At 56.9% G+C, this 17,035-nt stretch carries 14 protein-coding genes; all 14 read right to left on the reverse strand.

The window, feature by feature from the left end; all coding sequences use genetic code 11:
• Positions 1-23: 23 nt before the first annotated feature.
• On the reverse strand, positions 24-989 hold the full coding sequence (locus tag AO353_RS02020; RefSeq protein WP_054593457.1) for a glycosyltransferase family 2 protein: 966 nt from the start codon (positions 987-989) through the stop codon (positions 24-26).
• Between the two features lie 98 nt (positions 990-1,087).
• The gene (locus tag AO353_RS02025) at positions 1,088-2,548 is read right to left on the reverse strand and encodes a mannose-1-phosphate guanylyltransferase/mannose-6-phosphate isomerase (RefSeq protein ID WP_054593458.1); all 1,461 of its coding nucleotides are present in this window, start codon (positions 2,546-2,548) and stop codon (positions 1,088-1,090) included.
• An 831-nt stretch (positions 2,549-3,379) separates the two neighbouring features.
• Complete coding sequence (locus AO353_RS32010) at positions 3,380-3,559, reverse strand: sugar nucleotide-binding protein (RefSeq protein ID WP_054593459.1); 180 nt, start codon at positions 3,557-3,559, stop codon at positions 3,380-3,382.
• Positions 3,559-3,798, reverse strand: coding sequence for a LapA family protein (locus tag AO353_RS02035; RefSeq protein ID WP_054593460.1), 240 nt, complete (start codon positions 3,796-3,798; stop codon positions 3,559-3,561). The genes AO353_RS32010 and AO353_RS02035 overlap by 1 nt, the downstream gene beginning before the upstream one ends.
• Positions 3,799-3,822: 24 nt before the next feature.
• Positions 3,823-4,119, reverse strand: a complete 297-nt coding sequence (gene ihfB / locus AO353_RS02040; protein ID WP_003369729.1) for an integration host factor subunit beta — start codon at positions 4,117-4,119, stop codon at positions 3,823-3,825.
• 174 nt (positions 4,120-4,293) lie between these two features.
• Complete coding sequence (locus AO353_RS02045; protein WP_054593461.1) at positions 4,294-4,575, reverse strand: hypothetical protein; 282 nt, start codon at positions 4,573-4,575, stop codon at positions 4,294-4,296.
• A 196-nt stretch (positions 4,576-4,771) separates the two neighbouring features.
• Positions 4,772-6,463 carry a 30S ribosomal protein S1 gene (gene rpsA, locus AO353_RS02050; protein ID WP_019692981.1) on the reverse strand — a complete coding sequence of 564 codons (1,692 nt, stop codon included), beginning with the start codon at positions 6,461-6,463 and terminating at the stop codon, positions 4,772-4,774.
• 121 nt (positions 6,464-6,584) lie between these two features.
• Positions 6,585-7,274 (reverse strand): (d)CMP kinase, encoded by a 690-nt coding sequence (cmk, locus tag AO353_RS02055; protein ID WP_054593462.1) that lies wholly within the window; start codon positions 7,272-7,274, stop codon positions 6,585-6,587.
• Positions 7,271-9,478 carry a bifunctional prephenate dehydrogenase/3-phosphoshikimate 1-carboxyvinyltransferase gene (locus tag AO353_RS02060; RefSeq protein WP_054598155.1) on the reverse strand — a complete coding sequence of 736 codons (2,208 nt, stop codon included), beginning with the start codon at positions 9,476-9,478 and terminating at the stop codon, positions 7,271-7,273. The genes cmk and AO353_RS02060 overlap by 4 nt, the downstream gene beginning before the upstream one ends.
• Positions 9,479-9,506: 28 nt before the next feature.
• On the reverse strand, positions 9,507-10,619 hold the full coding sequence (gene hisC / locus AO353_RS02065) for a histidinol-phosphate transaminase (protein WP_054593463.1): 1,113 nt from the start codon (positions 10,617-10,619) through the stop codon (positions 9,507-9,509).
• Positions 10,620-10,630: 11 nt separating this feature from the next.
• Complete coding sequence (pheA, locus tag AO353_RS02070; RefSeq protein ID WP_019692985.1) at positions 10,631-11,725, reverse strand: prephenate dehydratase; 1,095 nt, start codon at positions 11,723-11,725, stop codon at positions 10,631-10,633.
• Positions 11,725-12,810 carry a 3-phosphoserine/phosphohydroxythreonine transaminase gene (gene serC / locus AO353_RS02075; RefSeq protein ID WP_054598156.1) on the reverse strand — a complete coding sequence of 362 codons (1,086 nt, stop codon included), beginning with the start codon at positions 12,808-12,810 and terminating at the stop codon, positions 11,725-11,727. The genes pheA and serC overlap by 1 nt, the downstream gene beginning before the upstream one ends.
• Positions 12,811-12,874: 64 nt before the next feature.
• Positions 12,875-15,544 carry a DNA gyrase subunit A gene (gene gyrA, locus AO353_RS02080; RefSeq protein WP_054593464.1) on the reverse strand — a complete coding sequence of 890 codons (2,670 nt, stop codon included), beginning with the start codon at positions 15,542-15,544 and terminating at the stop codon, positions 12,875-12,877.
• A gap of 404 nt (positions 15,545-15,948) precedes the next feature.
• The gene (gene mtnA / locus AO353_RS02085; protein ID WP_054593465.1) at positions 15,949-17,025 is read right to left on the reverse strand and encodes an S-methyl-5-thioribose-1-phosphate isomerase; all 1,077 of its coding nucleotides are present in this window, start codon (positions 17,023-17,025) and stop codon (positions 15,949-15,951) included.
• Positions 17,026-17,035: the final 10 nt, after the last annotated feature.

Here is a 17,035-nt window from a genome sequence, read left to right on the forward strand (position 1 = left end):
TCCCTCCACAAGCGGCATTGGCCTTACAACCGATTTATTAGAGCTGCCGCAATCAAAACCACGTTCTCGGCAGCAGATTGCCGATAGATGCCTGCACGCTTAAAGCAAACCAGCCTCATTGGCAGAGCAGAGCTTCGAGCCATATGAAACATATCAACGCGCTCCAGGTGTTTGCCTGTCAGCTCCTGCCGAAAGTGCTCCAGAGCAGCCAAATTAGCCGTACTCCAAGCGCGAAAGGTTCCATCAAACATTTTTTTAAGCCGCAGTAAGCGCTCACTCAAACGTCGGTTAGAACCCATTAAATTATTATCATGCTGCCTGTAATCAACTTGCGGAGTCGGATCATAGTAAACTTTTCCGCCACTACCGCTCACCAGCAAATAAGCCCACCAATCATGCGAAACAATCGATAAAGCTACGGGCGTCCGACTAAGCAATTTTCTGGCCGAGGCGTTAAGCACCATGGTGTTACCTCCTGCAATGCTTTGAACCAGAGCGTTCTCAAAGCAAGGTTGACCGGAAAAAAGCGCTGAATACCCCATCTCAACACCACTCTCATCAACAAGGCGAGTGCGCGAGCAGTAGAGCGCCGGCACGAGCCCCCCTTCTTCCAAACAGCGCACCGCACTGGAAATCTTCTCCTTAGCCCAGATATCGTCCTGATCACAAAACGCAAAATAGCTTGCCTGTATCCCTTCACGCCGAACTAAGGACATGAAATTCGCCGCAAAACCTCGACCTGGGCCACGATAAATGCTCAAGCGAGAAGCGCCCAGAGATTCACGATAACGCTCGAGAATCTCCAAAGTGCCATCGCTGGATCCGTCGTCCGAAGCATGAATCTCCCAGTTTTGATACTCCTGAGAGATCAGCGACTCCAGCTGAGCCGCCAGGTATTTTTCACCATTGTAAGTTGACAACAAAATAGCGACACGTCCAACAACCTGGTTATCGTCACCACTATCAGCAATAGATAAGAAATCAGGCATTGGATAGACAACCGAAAAACTCAATTAAAACCACATAGTTGAGCCAGCTAATACCCTTACCCAACTCGCAACTAACGCTATTGAATTCAACCACGAGCTCAAAACTTAGTAGTGGCTACGCCATCTACTCGCCCATAGTTATCCTCAAAACGAACAATATCATCTTCACCAAGATAATCCCCGCTCTGCACCTCGATCATTACAAGGTCGATTACGCCCGGATTCTGTAGGCGATGCTTATGACCCGCACGAATAAACGTTGACTCATTGGTGTTAAGCATCAACTCCTGTTGGTCGTTGATAACAACAGCCATGCCACTTACAACAATCCAATGTTCACTACGGTGATGATGCATTTGCAGCGACAACGATGCCTTTGGCTTCACGACGATACGCTTGATCTTGAAGCGCTCGCCGTTCTCCAGCGTCGTGTAAGTACCCCACGGGCGATGCACCGTCCGATGAAGCAAGTGTACCGTATGGCTATTGGCCTTGAGCTGGCCAACAATGTGTTTCACATCTTGCGCATGGTCTTTATGCGCGATCATCACGGCATCTGGCGTGTCGATTACCAGCAGATCCTCGACGCCAACCAGCGCAGTGAGTCGACCTTCACTGTTTACATAGTTGTTGCGGGAACCATGAGATAACACTTCACCTTCGAAACGGTTGCCGTCAGCATCGGGGGCTGTCAGCTCAGCAACAGCATTCCACGAGCCGATATCACTCCAGCCGATATCACAGGGAATGGTCGCAACCTTGGCAGAACGCTCCATCAACGCATAATCGATGGAGATATCCGGGACCTCTGCAAACGCCTCGGCATCGAGGGCGAGGCAACGGTACTTGTCAGACGAAGTAACGCGAGACTGCTCAATGGTCCTGGCAACCGCTTCGACTACGTCTGGAGCATGCTCACGCAGTTCTTCGAGAACGGTGCCGACCCGGAAGCAGAACATTCCGGAGTTCCAGTAGTAGTTGCCGGCACCTACGTAACCTTGAGCGGTTTCAAGGTCAGGCTTCTCGACGAAACGAGCAACTTTCAAGCCGCCGTTCAGCGGAGCATTCTTTTGCGCCTCGATGTAGCCAAATCCGGTTTCGGGGTAGGTCGGCTGGATGCCAAAAGTGACCAGCCAGCCTTCGGCGGCTAACGTAACGGCATTTGCTACTGCGGCGGCAAAGGCCTTTTCATCCTTGATCAGATGGTCGGCAGCCAGCACCAGCATATGGACGTTGGAGCCATGGGTGGCCTCCAACTGCAGCGCAGCCGCCGCAACAGCCGCAGCCGTATTACGCCCGAAAGGCTCAAGAATAAAGCCTTGAGAGTGCTTGGCAGTATTGACAGCGCCGTATTCGTCTTCAGTCTTGAACAAAAGCTCACGATTAGTCACCGTAAGCACTTCTACAACACCCTCCAGTTGCGAAGCTCGCAGGAAGGTTTTCTGGATTAGATTCTGGCCACCTGGCAAATCCATGAACGGCTTGGGGTGGGCCTCTCGAGAAACAGGCCACAACCGGCTACCCACACCACCAGACAAAATTACGGGAATCAGTTCCATACTCAACGTCCTTAATCCTCACTCTCTGAAAGGTTAACTACAGAAAACGGAGCTCGTTTATATTCTGGTCGCCTTGCACCTCTTTCAGATGCAAAGTCGAGGGGTTGAATTCTTGCGAAACCATCAAGCAGTCCGCTTGTGCTACGGCCGTTCAGCCGTTAATGGCCATTACATTTGACCCGAGCTGTAGAGGCCCGCTCGGCCAGAAATGCATACCCGCCCATTCTACAGCTAACACCATTTTTTACGAACAACTCACAACCCCGAATCTGAAACTCGATCCAGGGCCAATCGGAGACCTGGCCAGGCGTCGGCAAACCCGTCCCAAACCTAACGATAAGGCCCGAAACCACAGATTTTTAGCGAGTGAATAACCTTCGAACATCGCACTCACCAAAGCCACGTCCTGCACTCCACGGAGCTATCAGATCGACCTCAAAATGCTGGCGGAACGGAACACGCCAAATCCGAGAAGCCGGCGTAAAACCTCGATCAATCAGCTCATGCATCCAGCAGCTTTGGCAAATACTGAGCATAAACGACGCTTTTCAGTCGCTCAGTCTGAACATCGAGCTCAACCGGTGGTGATCCGACCAAATTATAAGCAATCCCGTCCACCCAAGCGAACTTCGGCCCCAAGAACTGCTCAACGGTATGGATCCTTATCGATTGCATTCACGGCAACCACGGTCAACGCCTCACCGCACCTACGCGCAAAGTCGATAACATGGCAAACATAGCCGCACCAGAAGATTTCACCATCCACGACCAGGTGATAACCACTGCCAAAAACCGGATGTTCGACGCCCCAAAAACGCACTCATTATGATATCAATCATGAGAGCAGCGCCAGTTACGCATACCAATCTGATCAGCAATCACACTCAAAGTTTCCTGATCTTTGCCCAAGCACAGCATCGTCTTGGCGAAATTATTACCGTGAGCCTCACAGATCCAACCCGTACGAAAAATCAGGTATTTGCAGCCGGAGTAGGTTTCGTCTGAATCCATCAAGCCAGATGTTTACGCCTCGCTTTGCCGACGCGCCCGACAAGCCACCCAAGACAAGGGCCAAGCAACATTCCGAGCAGCAGTGCAATGACCGCGACCACCGAGACCGGCAACTGTGGCCCTGCCCACCCCAGGAACAACAATGAGACTGACTGCTGATTCTCCAGCACGAATGCCAAAACTGCCAAAACCAGCAACAACACAAAGACTCCGAGGAGTACGCGTTTGAGATTACGCATGAATCGCTCTCTGAATGACGACTGTCAAAGCCCCTCCTCCTCATCCTCATTCACCCGATCCCGGAGCTCTTTGCCCGGTTTGAAATGAGGAACGAATTTACCGTCGAGGCTGACGGATTGGCCGGTCTTTGGATTACGACCGACGCGCGGTGCACGATAGTGTAAAGAGAAGCTGCCAAAGCCACGGATTTCGATTCGATCACCGGTAGCCAGGCACTGGGACATTTGCTCAAGCATGGTCTTGATGGCCAGCTCCACATCCTTGGATGAGAGTAGCCCTTGATGGGTGACAATTCGTTCGATCAACTCCGACTTCGTCATATTTTTCCCTTCTTTTTCAAGCAGCTAGATCAGCGCTTCAAAGGTTTTAGCATGCTCGAAGGGTTTTGAACAGCCTATATATTGACTTACCTGTATTCCCTGACAGACACCGCAAAGTTCGCCTCCCGGAGACCGACACCCCACCCTTCCTCACCACAGAAGCAAACCGAACCGTCACCTGCAAACCACCAACATGACGCGAGTGAGGTATCCGGCCGGGTTCCACCCGAATAGATAATCCTCTTCCTCTTCTTTAGCATCACTGGACCTGCCAATGACCTTGTACCCCTCCACCCCACATTCTCTTGCAGCGCGCTTGTAACACTTATCCCAACCTGATCCGAGCCCCGAACAATCGATCTCGATACCACTCACGCCACGCACCACGTGAGTCTTGGCACTTGTCGTACACCCCACCAAGACCAAGACTGCCAATGCAACAATGAGCTTGTTCATTCCCTTCCTTAATGCCAGGAGTCACACCCGACGAATGCTCGGTTCAAGCTAAAGCCTAGCTCCAGATAGGCAATTGATACACCCAAACAACAGACCACCTTATTCCCGCATTGTTTCCCCAGCACCCCGACAACCTCAAATTTCAGGCACAAAAAAGGGCGACCGAAGTCGCCCTTTTTCTATGGTCTGACAGAACTCAGTTCTGTTTTTCCATTTGTGCACGCAGCAGAGCACCAAGAGTGGTGTCAACTGGAGCATCCGAAGCAGCTGGCTTGTCGCGCAGGCTCTGGATTGCTTCCTTCTCGTCTTCAACGTCTTTCGACTTGATCGAGAGCTGGATTACACGGCTCTTGCGGTCAACGCTGATGATCTTGGCTTCAACTTCTTCGCCTTCTTTCAGAACGTTGCGCGCATCTTCGATGCGGTCACGGCTGATTTCGGAGGCTTTCAGAGTAGCTTCGATATCGGTAGCCAAAGTGATGATGGCGCCTTTAGCGTCAACTTCTTTCACGATGCCTTTAACGATTGCGCCTTTGTCGTTCTCTTGAACGTACTCGGAGAACGGATCGCTTTCCAGTTGCTTGATACCCAGGGAGATACGCTCGCGCTCTGGGTCAACCGACAGGATAACGGTGTCCAGCTCATCGCCCTTCTTGAAGCGACGTACGGCTTCTTCGCCCACTTCGTTCCAGGAAATGTCGGACAGGTGAACCAGGCCGTCGATGCCGCCGTCCAGACCAATGAAGATACCGAAATCGGTGATCGACTTGATGGTGCCGGAGATTTTATCGCCCTTGTTGAACTGGCCAGAGAAATCTTCCCATGGGTTAGATTTGCACTGCTTGATGCCCAGGGAGATACGACGACGCTCTTCGTCGATGTCCAGAACCATAACTTCCACTTCGTCGCCGACTTGTACGACTTTCGAAGGGTGGATGTTCTTGTTGGTCCAGTCCATTTCGGAAACGTGTACCAGGCCTTCAACACCTTCTTCCAGCTCAGCGAAGCAGCCGTAGTCGGTCAGGTTGGTTACACGTGCGGTAACGCGAGTGCTTTCTGGGTAACGGGCTTTGATAGCAACCCATGGATCTTCGCCCAGCTGCTTCAGGCCCAAGGAAACACGATTGCGCTCGCGATCGTACTTCAGAACCTTGACATCGATCTCGTCGCCAACGTTGACGATTTCGGAAGGATGCTTGATACGCTTCCAAGCCATGTCGGTAATGTGCAGCAGGCCATCGACGCCACCCAGATCGACGAATGCGCCGTAATCGGTGAGGTTTTTGACGATACCTTTGACTTGTTGACCTTCCTGCAGGGATTCCAGCAGAGCTTCACGCTCAGCGGAGTTCTCGGCTTCGAGGACGCTACGACGGGAAACGACAACGTTGTTGCGTTTCTGGTCGAGTTTGATGACCTTGAATTCCAGCTCTTTGCCTTCCAGGTGCGTGGTGTCGCGCACTGGACGGACGTCAACCAGAGAACCAGGCAGGAACGCACGGATGCCGTTAACGTCGACAGTGAAGCCGCCTTTAACCTTACCGTTGATAACGCCCTTGACCACTTCTTCGGCTGCGAAGGCTGCTTCCAGAACGATCCAGCATTCAGCGCGCTTGGCTTTTTCACGGGACAGCTTGGTTTCACCAAAGCCGTCTTCAACCGAATCCAGCGCAACGTGAACTTCGTCACCGACGTTGATATTCAGTTCGCCAGCGTCGTTGTAGAACTGCTCAAGCGGGATGAGTGCTTCAGACTTCAGGCCAGCGTGAACGGTTACCCAGCGAGCTTGGTAATCGATATCAACGATAACACCGGTGATGATGGAGCCTGCCTGAAGGTTCAGGGTTTTTAGGCTTTCTTCAAAGAGTTCCGCAAAGCTTTCGCTCATTTTAATTCCTGTTGATAAGGGCGAAGAATACGCCCATCTGCCACATCCCAGACAATGTGGGTTACGTTTATATAAAAGAAACGCCGCAAGACTATGACTGGTCCCCTGCGGTGCTTCTTGGTCACCCGGCGATATCGCGAATGGCGATCTCGCTCATGATGCGTTCCAGCACCTGCTCGATGGACAACTCCGTGGAATCCAGCTGTATGGCGTCGACCGCCGGCTTGAGCGGGGCTACCGCTCGCTGGGTGTCGCGCTCATCGCGCACACGGATCTCATCTAGCAGACTCGACAGACTAACACCCTCGACTTTGCCCTTCAACTGCAAATAACGTCGGCGCGCCCGTTCCTCGGCGCTGGCGGTCAGAAAAATCTTCAGCGGCGCGTCGGGAAATACAACGGTGCCCATGTCGCGGCCATCAGCCACCAACCCCGGCGCCTCCTGAAATGCCCGCTGGCGCTGCAGCAAGGCGTCACGCACGGCAGGAAGTGCCGCCACTTGCGAGGCCCATGCTCCAACCTGCTCGTTGCGCAAATCGTCAGTGACATCATCACCTTCAAGGATGATGCGCTGCGGATGACCTTCGGTCGCCCCGATGAACTGCACATCGAGATGAGCGGCCAACAGCTTCAGCGACTCTTCGTTGGTCAGGTCGACACCATGATTGCGCGCAGCGAATGCCAGCAAACGGTACAACGCACCGGAATCCAGCAAGCACCAACCCAAGCGCTTGGCGAGAATCCCGGCAATGGTGCCCTTGCCCGAGCCGCTCGGTCCGTCGATGGTGATTACCGGAGCGTGGCTGGTCACGACTGAGCCTCTTGAGCAACACGAATACCGACTTGCGCGCACAACGCGAGGAAGTTCGGGAAGGAGGTCGCAACGTTGGCGCAATCATGGATACGGATCGGTGCATTGGCACGCAACGATGCAACGCTGAACGCCATGGCAATCCGGTGATCGCCGTGACCATGCACTTCGCCGCCGCCAATCTGGCTGCCGTCGATGATGATGCCGTCCGGCGTTGGCTCGCACTTGACGCCCAGCGCCAGCAAACCATCCGCCATCACCTGGATACGATCCGATTCCTTGACCCGCAACTCTTCCGCGCCGCGCAAAATAGTCCGACCTTCGGCACAGGCCGCCGCCACGAACAGTACCGGGAACTCGTCGATGGCCAGCGGAACCAGCGCTTCAGGAATTTCGATACCCTTAAGCTTAGCTGCCCGCACGCGTAAATCAGCCACTGGCTCACCACCGACTTCACGCTGGTTTTCCAAAGTGATATCGGCGCCCATCAGACGCAGGATGTCGATCACACCGGTACGGGTCGGGTTGATCCCCACGTGCTCGAGCACCAACTCCGAACCCTCGGCAATCGACGCCGCGACCAGGAAGAATGCCGACGAGGAGATATCGCCCGGCACTTCAATGTGCGTCGCGCTCAGCTTGTGGCCGGATTCGACCGACGCGGTGGCGCCGTTGACGGTAACCGGGTAGCCGAAGCCACGCAGCATACGCTCGGTATGGTCACGGGTCGGAGCAGGTTCGGTGACGGTGGTCTTGCCCTCGGCGTACAGACCCGCCAACAGCAGGCAGGATTTAACCTGGGCGCTGGCCATCGGCATGGTGTAGGTCAGGCCCTTGAGCTTGTTGCCGCCACGAATGGTCATCGGCGGACGACCTTCTGCCGCCGTCTCGATCACCGCACCCATTTCGCGCAGCGGGTTGGCCACACGATTCATCGGACGCTTGGACAGCGACGCATCGCCCGTCAAGGTGCTGTCGAAGTCCTGCGCAGCCAGCAAGCCGGACAACAGACGCATCGACGTACCCGAGTTGCCCAGATAGATCGGGCCGGGAGCCGGTTTCAAGCCATGCAGGCCGACACCGTGGATGGTCACGCGACCATGGTGCGGACCTTCGATCACGACACCCATGTCACGGAAGGCCTGCAAGGTCGCCAGGGCATCTTCACCCTCGAGGAAACCTTCGACTTCGGTAACGCCTTCAGCGAGGGAGCCGAGCATGATCGAACGGTGGGAAATTGATTTGTCGCCCGGTACACGAATCCGCCCACTCAGGCGGCCACCAGGATTTGCCAGGAAAATCAGATCGTTGGAGTTCATAGCGTCCACATAGGCCCGGCGGGCCAGGATTTTACTGAAATGCTCGCGGGCAACCCGGGCGCGCGTAAAGACGCCCAACAGTTGGTGCCCGTCCCCTGCATCGACCGCGTCGCGCAAGGCGTCGAGATCGCTGCGAAATGTATCGAGTGTGCGCAGGACAGCTTCGCGATTGGCGAGGAAGATGTCGTGCCACATGACCGGGTCACTGCCGGCGATTCTCGTGAAATCGCGGAAACCGCCGGCAGCGTAACGGAAGATTTCCAGATTTTCACTGCGTTTAGCCAACGAATCGACCAATCCGAACGCCAACAGGTGCGGCAAATGACTGGTCGCCGCCAGCACTTCGTCGTGACGCTCAACCTGCATGTGCTCGACATCGGCACCCAATTCACGCCAGAGCCGGTCGACAACTGCCAGTGCAGCCGGATCGGTTTGTTCAAGCGGTGTCAGAATCACTTTGTGTCGACGGAACAGCTGAGCATTGGAAGCCTCGACTCCGCTCTGCTCGGAACCGGCGATCGGATGCCCTGGAACGAAGCGTGCCGGCATGCCACCGAAGGCTTCGGTCGCTGCGCGCACCACATTGCCTTTGGCACTGCCGACATCGGTCAGAATCGCCGCCCCCAGGTCCATGCCAGCCAACAGCACCAGCAGTTTCTCCATCGCCAGGATCGGCACCGCCAGCTGAATCACATCGGCACCGCAGCACGCGGTAGCGAGGTCGTCTTCACAACGGTCCACCACGCCCAGCTCGACCGCCAGTTTTCGCGATTGCGGATCGAGGTCAACACCCACCACTTCGCGGCACAACCCGCTTTCACGCAGGCCCTTGGCGAACGAACCACCGATCAGCCCGAGACCGATCACCACCAGGCGACCGATCATAGGCACAGCAGGTTGCACGGCGATGACATCAACCACGGGCCAGAACCTTGGCCAGCGCCTCGAGGAAGCGACTGTTTTCAGCCGGCAGACCGATGGTGATGCGCAAGTGGTTCGGCATGCCGTAATTGGCCACCGGACGCACGATCACACCTTCATGCAGCAAACCCTGGAAAACCGGCGCCGCAACGCGCCCCAGATCGACACAGATGAAGTTGCCCTTGGAAGGAATCCAGCTCAGCCCCAACTCACGAAAACCTGCTTCGAGCTGCTGCATGCCGGACTCGTTCAGACGACGGCTTTCAGCCAGGTATTCATCGTCCTGCAACGCTGCGCAGGCTGCTGCCAGGGCCAGGCTGTTGACGTTGAATGGCTGACGCACACGATTCAACACATCGGCGACCACTGCGGTCGACAAGCCATAACCCACACGCAGCGCAGCCAGACCGTAGGCCTTGGAGAAGGTCCGGGAAACCAGCAGGTTCGGGTACGCCGCGAGGAAATCCAGACCATCCGGCAGGTCGCTGCCTTCGGCGTATTCGATGTACGCCTCATCCAGCACCACCAGCACGCGCTCAGGCACGTCCTGCAGAAACTCGTCCAGCGCCTCGGCGTCGAACCAGGTTCCGGTCGGGTTGTTCGGGTTGGCGATGAACACCACGCGAGTGTTGCTGTCGATGGCTTCAAGCATCGCCGACAGGTCATGACCCCAGTCCTTGGCTGGAATCACTCGCGCCTCGGCACCCACCGCCTGAGTGACGATCGGGTAGACGGCAAACGCGTGCTCACTGAAGACCGCATTCAGACCTGGCGCCAGATAGGCACGCGCGACCAGCTCCAGAATGTCGTTGGAGCCGTTGCCCAACGTCACTTGATTGAGCTCGACCCGGCACTGCTCAGCCAGCAGGGTTTTCAGCGCAAACCCGTTGCCGTCTGGATAGCGAGTCAGCTCAGCCAGTTCTTCGCGAATCGCCGCCAGCGCCTTGGGACTGGCACCCAGCGGGTTTTCGTTGCTCGCCAGCTTGACGATTTTTGCCGGATCGATGTCCAGCTCGCGGGCCAGTTCGTCCACGGGTTTGCCCGGAACGTAAGGCGAAAGTTGTTGCACGCCCGGCTGTGCCAGAGCGAGGAAGTCGCCACTCATTATCAACGCCTTTAGAGAACTGCTTTCGGGTAGGAACCCAACACTTTAAGTGCTACCGCTTCCTGACTGATTTTCTCCAGCACCGCTTTTATCAGCGGGTCGCGGTGGTGGCCGACGAAATCGATGAAGAACACGTAGGTCCACTTGCCGCTGCGCGATGGACGGGTTTCGATTCGCGTCAGGTCGATGCCATTGTCATGGAACGGCACCAGCAACTCGTGAAGCGCGCCAGGTTTGTTGCTCATCGAGACGATGATCGACGTTTTGTCATCGCCGGTCGGTGGCACTTCCTGGCTGCCGATCATCAGGAATCGCGTGGAGTTGTCCGGGCGATCCTCGATTTTTTCGGCCAGACGGGTCAAACCGTACAAGCCTGCCGCCATGTCGCCGGCAATCGCCGCCGAGTTCCACTCACCCTTGACCCGCTTGGCCGCTTCGGCGTTGCTCGATACCGCCACGCGTTCGACGTTCGGGTAATGAGCGTCCAGCCACTTGCGGCACTGCGCCAGGGACTGGGCATGGGAATAAATGCGGCTGATGCTGTCGGTCTTGGTGTTTTCACCCACCAGCAAGTGGTGGTGAATGCGCAGCTCGACTTCGCCACAGATAACCATGTCGTGTTCGAGGAAGCTGTCGAGAGTGTGGTTGACCGCACCCTCCGTGGAGTTTTCCACAGGCACCACGCCAAAGTTCACCGCACCGGCAGCCACTTCACGGAACACTTCGTCGATCGCCGCCATTGGCTTGCTGATCACCGCATGACCAAAGTGCTTCATCGCCGCCGCTTGAGTGAAGGTTCCTTCAGGCCCGAGGTAGGCCACTTTCAGCGGCTGTTCGAGCGCCAGGCACGAGGACATGATTTCACGGAACAACCGCGCCATCTCTTCGTTGCCCAGCGGCCCCTGATTGCGCTCCATTACGCGCTTGAGCACCTGAGCCTCACGCTCAGGACGATAGAACACCGGCACTTCGCCTTCGGCCAGCGTAGCCATCTTTACTCGCGCGACTTCCTGGGCGCAGCGTGCACGCTCACTGATCAGCTCGAGGATTTTTTCGTCCAGAGCATCAATGCGCAGGCGCAGTGCCTTGAGTTCTTGCTCAGACATTAGCCGTGTTCCTTCTCGAACTCTGCCATGTACGCCACCAGCGCGTTGACTGCGTTGATGTCGACGGCGTTGTAGATAGAGGCACGCATGCCGCCTACCGAACGGTGACCCTTGAGGTTCAGCAGTCCGCGTGCTTCAGCACCGACCAGGAACGGCTTGTCGAGGCGATCGTCAGCCAGACGGAACGGCACGTTCATCCACGAGCGGTCAGTCTTGTTGATCGGGTTGCTGTACAAGCCGCTGGCATCAATGAAGTTGTACAGCGTGCGCTGCTTGACTTCATTGAGCTTGCCAATGGCCTCAACACCACCCTGCTCTTTCAGCCATTCGAACACAAGACCGGACAAGTACCAGGCCAGTGTTGGCGGGGTGTTGTACATCGAGCCGTTGTCGGCCGCGACCTTGTAGTCGAGCATGGTCGGGCAGAACGAACGGGCACGACCCAGCAGGTCTTCACGCACGATGTTGACGACGATGCCGCTCGGGCCGATGTTTTTCTGGGCACCGGCGTAGATTATGCCGAAACGCGAGATATCCACAGGGCGCGAGAGAATGTCCGAAGACATGTCTGCAACCAGCGGAACATCACCGGTTTCCGGGATCCACTGGAATTCCAGACCACCGATGGTTTCGTTCGGCGCGTAGTGCACGTAGGCCGCGTCTTGCGACAGCTTCCATTCGTTCTGGCCGGGAATTGCGAAATAGTCGTAAGGCTTGGCGGTCGCGGCGACGTTGACGTGGCCGTAGCGCTGCGCTTCTTCAATGGCTTTCTGCGACCAGATACCGGTGTCGATATAGTCGGCCTTGCCGTTTTCCGGCAACAGGTTCAGAGGAATCTGAGCAAATTGCTGGCTGGCGCCGCCTTGCAGAAACAGCACTTTATAGTTCGAGGGGATATTCAGCAGATCACGCAGATCCTGCTCGGCCTTGGTCGCAATGGACACGAACTCATCGCTGCGATGGCTCATTTCCATGACCGAGAGACCCTTGCCATGCCAGTCGAGCAATTCCGACTGGGCACGCAACAGGACAGCTTCAGGCAGCGCAGCAGGACCTGCGCAGAAGTTATAGGCTCGTTTGCTCACATCCACTCTCGCTATGCATTCACGGTAGCGGACAGAGCAAACACTCTGCCCTGCTACGATTTGGTTAGTCTTGCGACTCTTCTTCGTCAGTTGCTTCAGCCTGCTGGCTTTCGACAGTATCGTCCGGCTCGGTGCCGGCATCGAGCACCACACCTTCGAGCCCGGCACCCTCTTCGCCTTCCAGCTCTTCGCCTTCGACTTCCGATGGCTCCTGAACCCGCTCCAGACCGACCAGTGTTTCATCGCTGGCCAGTTTGATCAGGGTCACGCCCTGGGTGTTACGACCCAGACTGGATACTTCGTCAACACGAGTACGCACCAGGGTGCCCTGGTCGGAAATCAGCATGATTTCCTCGCCGTCGAGCACCTGGACTGCACCGACCAAACGGCCGTTACGCTCGTTACTGACCATGGCGATAACGCCCTGACCGCCACGCTTGTACTCAGGGAACTCGGTGATGGCGGTACGCTTGCCGAAACCACGCGCCGAAGCGGTGAGGATCTGGCTGCCTTCTTCCGGGATCAGCATGGAAATCAGCTTCTGGCCTTCCGGCAGACGCATGCCGCGGACACCGCGAGCGGTACGGCCCATGGCGCGAACGTCGGACTCTTTGAAGCGGGTAACCTTGCCGCCGTCGGAGAACAGCATGACTTCACGCTCGCCATCGGTGATGGCAGCACTGATCAACACGTCGCCTTCGTCCAGCTCCAGCGCGATCAAGCCAACGCTGCGCTGACGGCTGAAGGATTCCAGCGGGGTCTTCTTCACGGTGCCGTTGGCGGTAGCCATGAAGATGTAGTGACCTTCGGTGTATTCCTCGACCGGCAGCATGGTGGTGATGTATTCACCGTCGTCCAGCGGCAGCAGGTTGACCAGCGGACGACCGCGGGCAGCGCGGGACGCCTCAGGAATTTCGTAGGTTTTCAGCCAGTAAACCTTGCCCTTGCTGGAGAACAGCAGCAGCGTGGTATGGCTGTTGGCGACCAGCAGGTGAGCGATGTAGTCCTCATCCTTGACGCCGGTAGCCGATTTGCCTTTACCGCCACGACGCTGGGCCTGGTACGCAGCCAAAGGCTGGGTCTTGGCGTAGCCACCGTGGGAAATGGTCACGACGCGCTCTTCTTCCGGGATCATGTCACCCAGGGTCAGGTCCAGACGCGCATCGAGAATTTCGGTGCGACGCACATCGCCGTACTCGGCACGAATCACTTCCAGCTCTTCGCGGATCACTTCCATCAGGCGCGTGGCGCTGTTGAGGATGCGGATCAGCTCGCCGATCTGGTTGAGGATCTCTTGATACTCGGCCAGCAGTTTTTCGTGTTCCAGGCCGGTCAGACGGTGCAGACGCAGTTCCAGAATGGCTTGCGCCTGTTCCGGCGACAGGAAGTACTTGCCTTCGCGCAGACCGTATTGCGGGTCCAGGGTCTCTGGACGGCAAGAGTCAGCACCGGCACGCTCAACCATCGCAACCACCGCGGAGGACTCCCACGGCGTGCTGATCAGCGCTTCCTTGGCTTCCGACGGCGTTGGCGAAGCCTTGATCAGGGCGATGACCGGGTCGATATTCGACAGCGCAACTGCCTGACCTTCGAGGATGTGACCACGCTCACGGGCCTTACGCAGTTCGAACACGGTACGGCGGGTCACCACTTCGCGACGGTGACGGACGAAGGCTTCCAGCAGGTCCTTGAGGTTCAGGATCCGCGGACGGCCGTCGATCAGCGCAACGATGTTGATACCGAACACCGCTTGCAGCTGGGTCTGGGCGTAGAGGTTGTTGAGGATAACCTCAGGCACTTCGCCACGACGCAGCTCGATCACCACGCGCATACCGTCTTTATCGGACTCGTCGCGCAGTTCGGTGATGCCTTCCAGCTTCTTCTCTTTGACCAGCTCGGCGATCTTCTCGATCAGACGTGCCTTGTTCAACTGGTAAGGCAGTTCGGTGATGACGATCTGCTGACGACCACCAACCTTGTCGATGTCTTCGATGATCGAACGGGCACGCATGTAAATGCGCCCGCGACCGGTACGGTAGGCTTCGATGATACCGGCGCGACCATTGATGATCGCGGCGGTCGGGAAGTCCGGACCTGGGATGTATTGCATCAGCTCATCGATGGTCAACTCGGGGTTGTCGATGAGTGCCAGGCAACCGTCGATGACTTCACCGAGGTTGTGCGGCGGAATGTTGGTCGCCATGCCCACGGCGATACCGCTGGAACCGTTGACCAGCAGGTTGGGAATGCGGGTCGGCATGACCGCCGGGATCATTTCGGTGCCGTCGTAGTTCGGCACCCAGTCCACGGTTTCTTTATGCAGGTCAGCCAGCAGCTCGTGCGCCAGCTTGGTCATGCGCACTTCGGTGTATCGCATCGCAGCGGCGTTGTCGCCGTCGACCGAACCGAAGTTGCCTTGACCGTCTACCAGCAGGTAACGCAGCGAGAATGGCTGCGCCATACGAACGATGGTGTCGTACACCGCGGTATCACCGTGCGGGTGATACTTACCGATCACGTCACCGACAACACGGGCAGATTTCTTGTACGGCTTGTTGAAGTCGTTACCCAGCTCGCTCATCGCGAACAGCACACGCCGATGCACGGGCTTCAAGCCATCGCGCGCATCAGGCAGTGCCCGACCGACAATTACGCTCATCGCGTAGTCGAGGTAGGACTGTTTCAGCTCGTCTTCGATATTGACCGGGAGGATTTCTTTGGCCAGTTCGCCCATGAGAAGCCTGATTCCTTTTTCTGGTGAAACTTCGTCACATCCATATGGGACGAACGAAGCTCGCCGCTGCAGGCTGAGTGCCAGCACCGACTTACGACAAATCAACGAGTTATGCCATGGATCTGCGCAGTAAAGGCAGCCACATCGGACTACCTTGGAAACCGCCGGATGTTATCACAAGAGCCGCCACGCACCTATCCCCCAGATGCGCATGGAGCATAGTTAGTTGACCGGTGACAGGCGTAAAGGCGACGAGAGAGGCTTAGAGCCGTGACAACCCTCGATTCACAAGCAAAATATGGGTGCCAGGAACGGCAGACCGAGTCATCGTTCATCGCCGGCAAGCCTTGCTCCTACAGAGCAAGGCTTGCCGGCGATGGCAATATTTCAGGCGCCCCGGATCGTCAGTGCAAGCGTTTGCGGCACATCAGTTGCGCCATCTTCGCGGTATCCGGGCGCTCGACGATGCCTTTTTCGGTAACGATGACGTCGATCAGATCAGCCGGCGTGACATCGAACACCGGATTGAATGCATCGACATCAGCCCCCACCCGCTTGCCACCGATGTCCAGCAACTCGCTGCCATCACGCTCTTCGATCGGGATGTCGTCGCCACTGGCCAGGTTCATGTCGATGGTCGAACTCGGCGCCACCACCATGAAACGCACGCCGTGGTGCATGGCATTGACCGCCAACTGGTAAGTGCCGATCTTGTTCGCCACGTCACCGTTGGCGGTAATTCGGTCAGCGCCGACGATCACCCAGGTCACGCCCTTGGTTTTCATGATGTGCGCAGCGGCCGAGTCGGCGTTCAGGGTGACCGGAATGCCTTCGTTGGCCAGTTCCCAGGCGGTCAAGCGCGAGCCTTGCAGCCAAGGCCGGGTTTCGTCGGCATAAACCCGCTCGATCATGCCCTCCAGGAACGCGCCACGAATCACCCCGAGCGCAGTACCGAAACCGCCAGTCGCCAACGCCCCCGTATTACAGTGGGTCAAGACAGCCTGGGCATTGCCCTGATGCTTGCGGATCAGGTCGACACCCAATTGCGCCATGGTCAGGTTGGCTTCGCGATCACTTTCATGGATTGCCAAAGCCTCTGCCTCAAGCACTTCCAATGGATTGGGGTGATCCTTGAGCCGCTCCAGGCGTTCGCGCATGCGACCCAGCGCCCAGAACAGGTTGACGGCGGTCGGCCGTGAATCCGCGAGCAGGGCAAAGTCTTCTTCCAGCGCCACCTGCCAGTCACCACCCGCAGCAAACCGCGCGCGCGCCGCCAGCACCACGCCGTAGGCTGCGCTGATGCCGATTGCCGGAGCACCACGCACCACCATCGAGCGAATAGCCTCAGCCACACCCGCTGCGCTGGTATAGGCAATCCAGGTTTCCTCGAATGGCAGAATGCGCTGATCCAGCAGGTACAGGGCGCCGTCCCGCCAATCGATGGCCTTCACCTTCTCCGCAGCCAACAGTCGATCGCGCATCCCTCACCCC

Source organism: Pseudomonas fluorescens (assembly GCF_001307155.1).
In the GTDB taxonomy this organism is placed as follows: domain Bacteria; phylum Pseudomonadota; class Gammaproteobacteria; order Pseudomonadales; family Pseudomonadaceae; genus Aquipseudomonas; species Aquipseudomonas helvetica.

Bases quoted from the DNA above. Each gene is read 5' to 3' on its own strand.
- AO353_RS02060 (WP_054598155.1), bottom strand. From the start codon at position 9,478: ATGATCGGTCGCCTGGTGGTGATCGGTCTCGGGCTGATCGGTGGTTCG.
- AO353_RS02045 (WP_054593461.1), bottom strand. From the start codon at position 4,575: ATGAACAAGCTCATTGTTGCATTGGCAGTCTTGGTCTTGGTGGGGTGT.
- ihfB (WP_003369729.1), bottom strand. From the start codon at position 4,119: ATGACGAAGTCGGAGTTGATCGAACGAATTGTCACCCATCAAGGGCTA.
- AO353_RS32010 (WP_054593459.1), bottom strand. From the start codon at position 3,559: ATGGATTCAGACGAAACCTACTCCGGCTGCAAATACCTGATTTTTCGT.
- rpsA (WP_019692981.1), bottom strand. From the start codon at position 6,463: ATGAGCGAAAGCTTTGCGGAACTCTTTGAAGAAAGCCTAAAAACCCTG.
- mtnA (WP_054593465.1), bottom strand. From the start codon at position 17,025: ATGCGCGATCGACTGTTGGCTGCGGAGAAGGTGAAGGCCATCGATTGG.
- hisC (WP_054593463.1), bottom strand. From the start codon at position 10,619: ATGAGTGGCGACTTCCTCGCTCTGGCACAGCCGGGCGTGCAACAACTT.
- AO353_RS02020 (WP_054593457.1), bottom strand. From the start codon at position 989: ATGCCTGATTTCTTATCTATTGCTGATAGTGGTGACGATAACCAGGTT.
- AO353_RS02025 (WP_054593458.1), bottom strand. From the start codon at position 2,548: ATGGAACTGATTCCCGTAATTTTGTCTGGTGGTGTGGGTAGCCGGTTG.
- pheA (WP_019692985.1), bottom strand. From the start codon at position 11,725: ATGTCTGAGCAAGAACTCAAGGCACTGCGCCTGCGCATTGATGCTCTG.
- AO353_RS02035 (WP_054593460.1), bottom strand. From the start codon at position 3,798: ATGCGTAATCTCAAACGCGTACTCCTCGGAGTCTTTGTGTTGTTGCTG.
- gyrA (WP_054593464.1), bottom strand. From the start codon at position 15,544: ATGGGCGAACTGGCCAAAGAAATCCTCCCGGTCAATATCGAAGACGAG.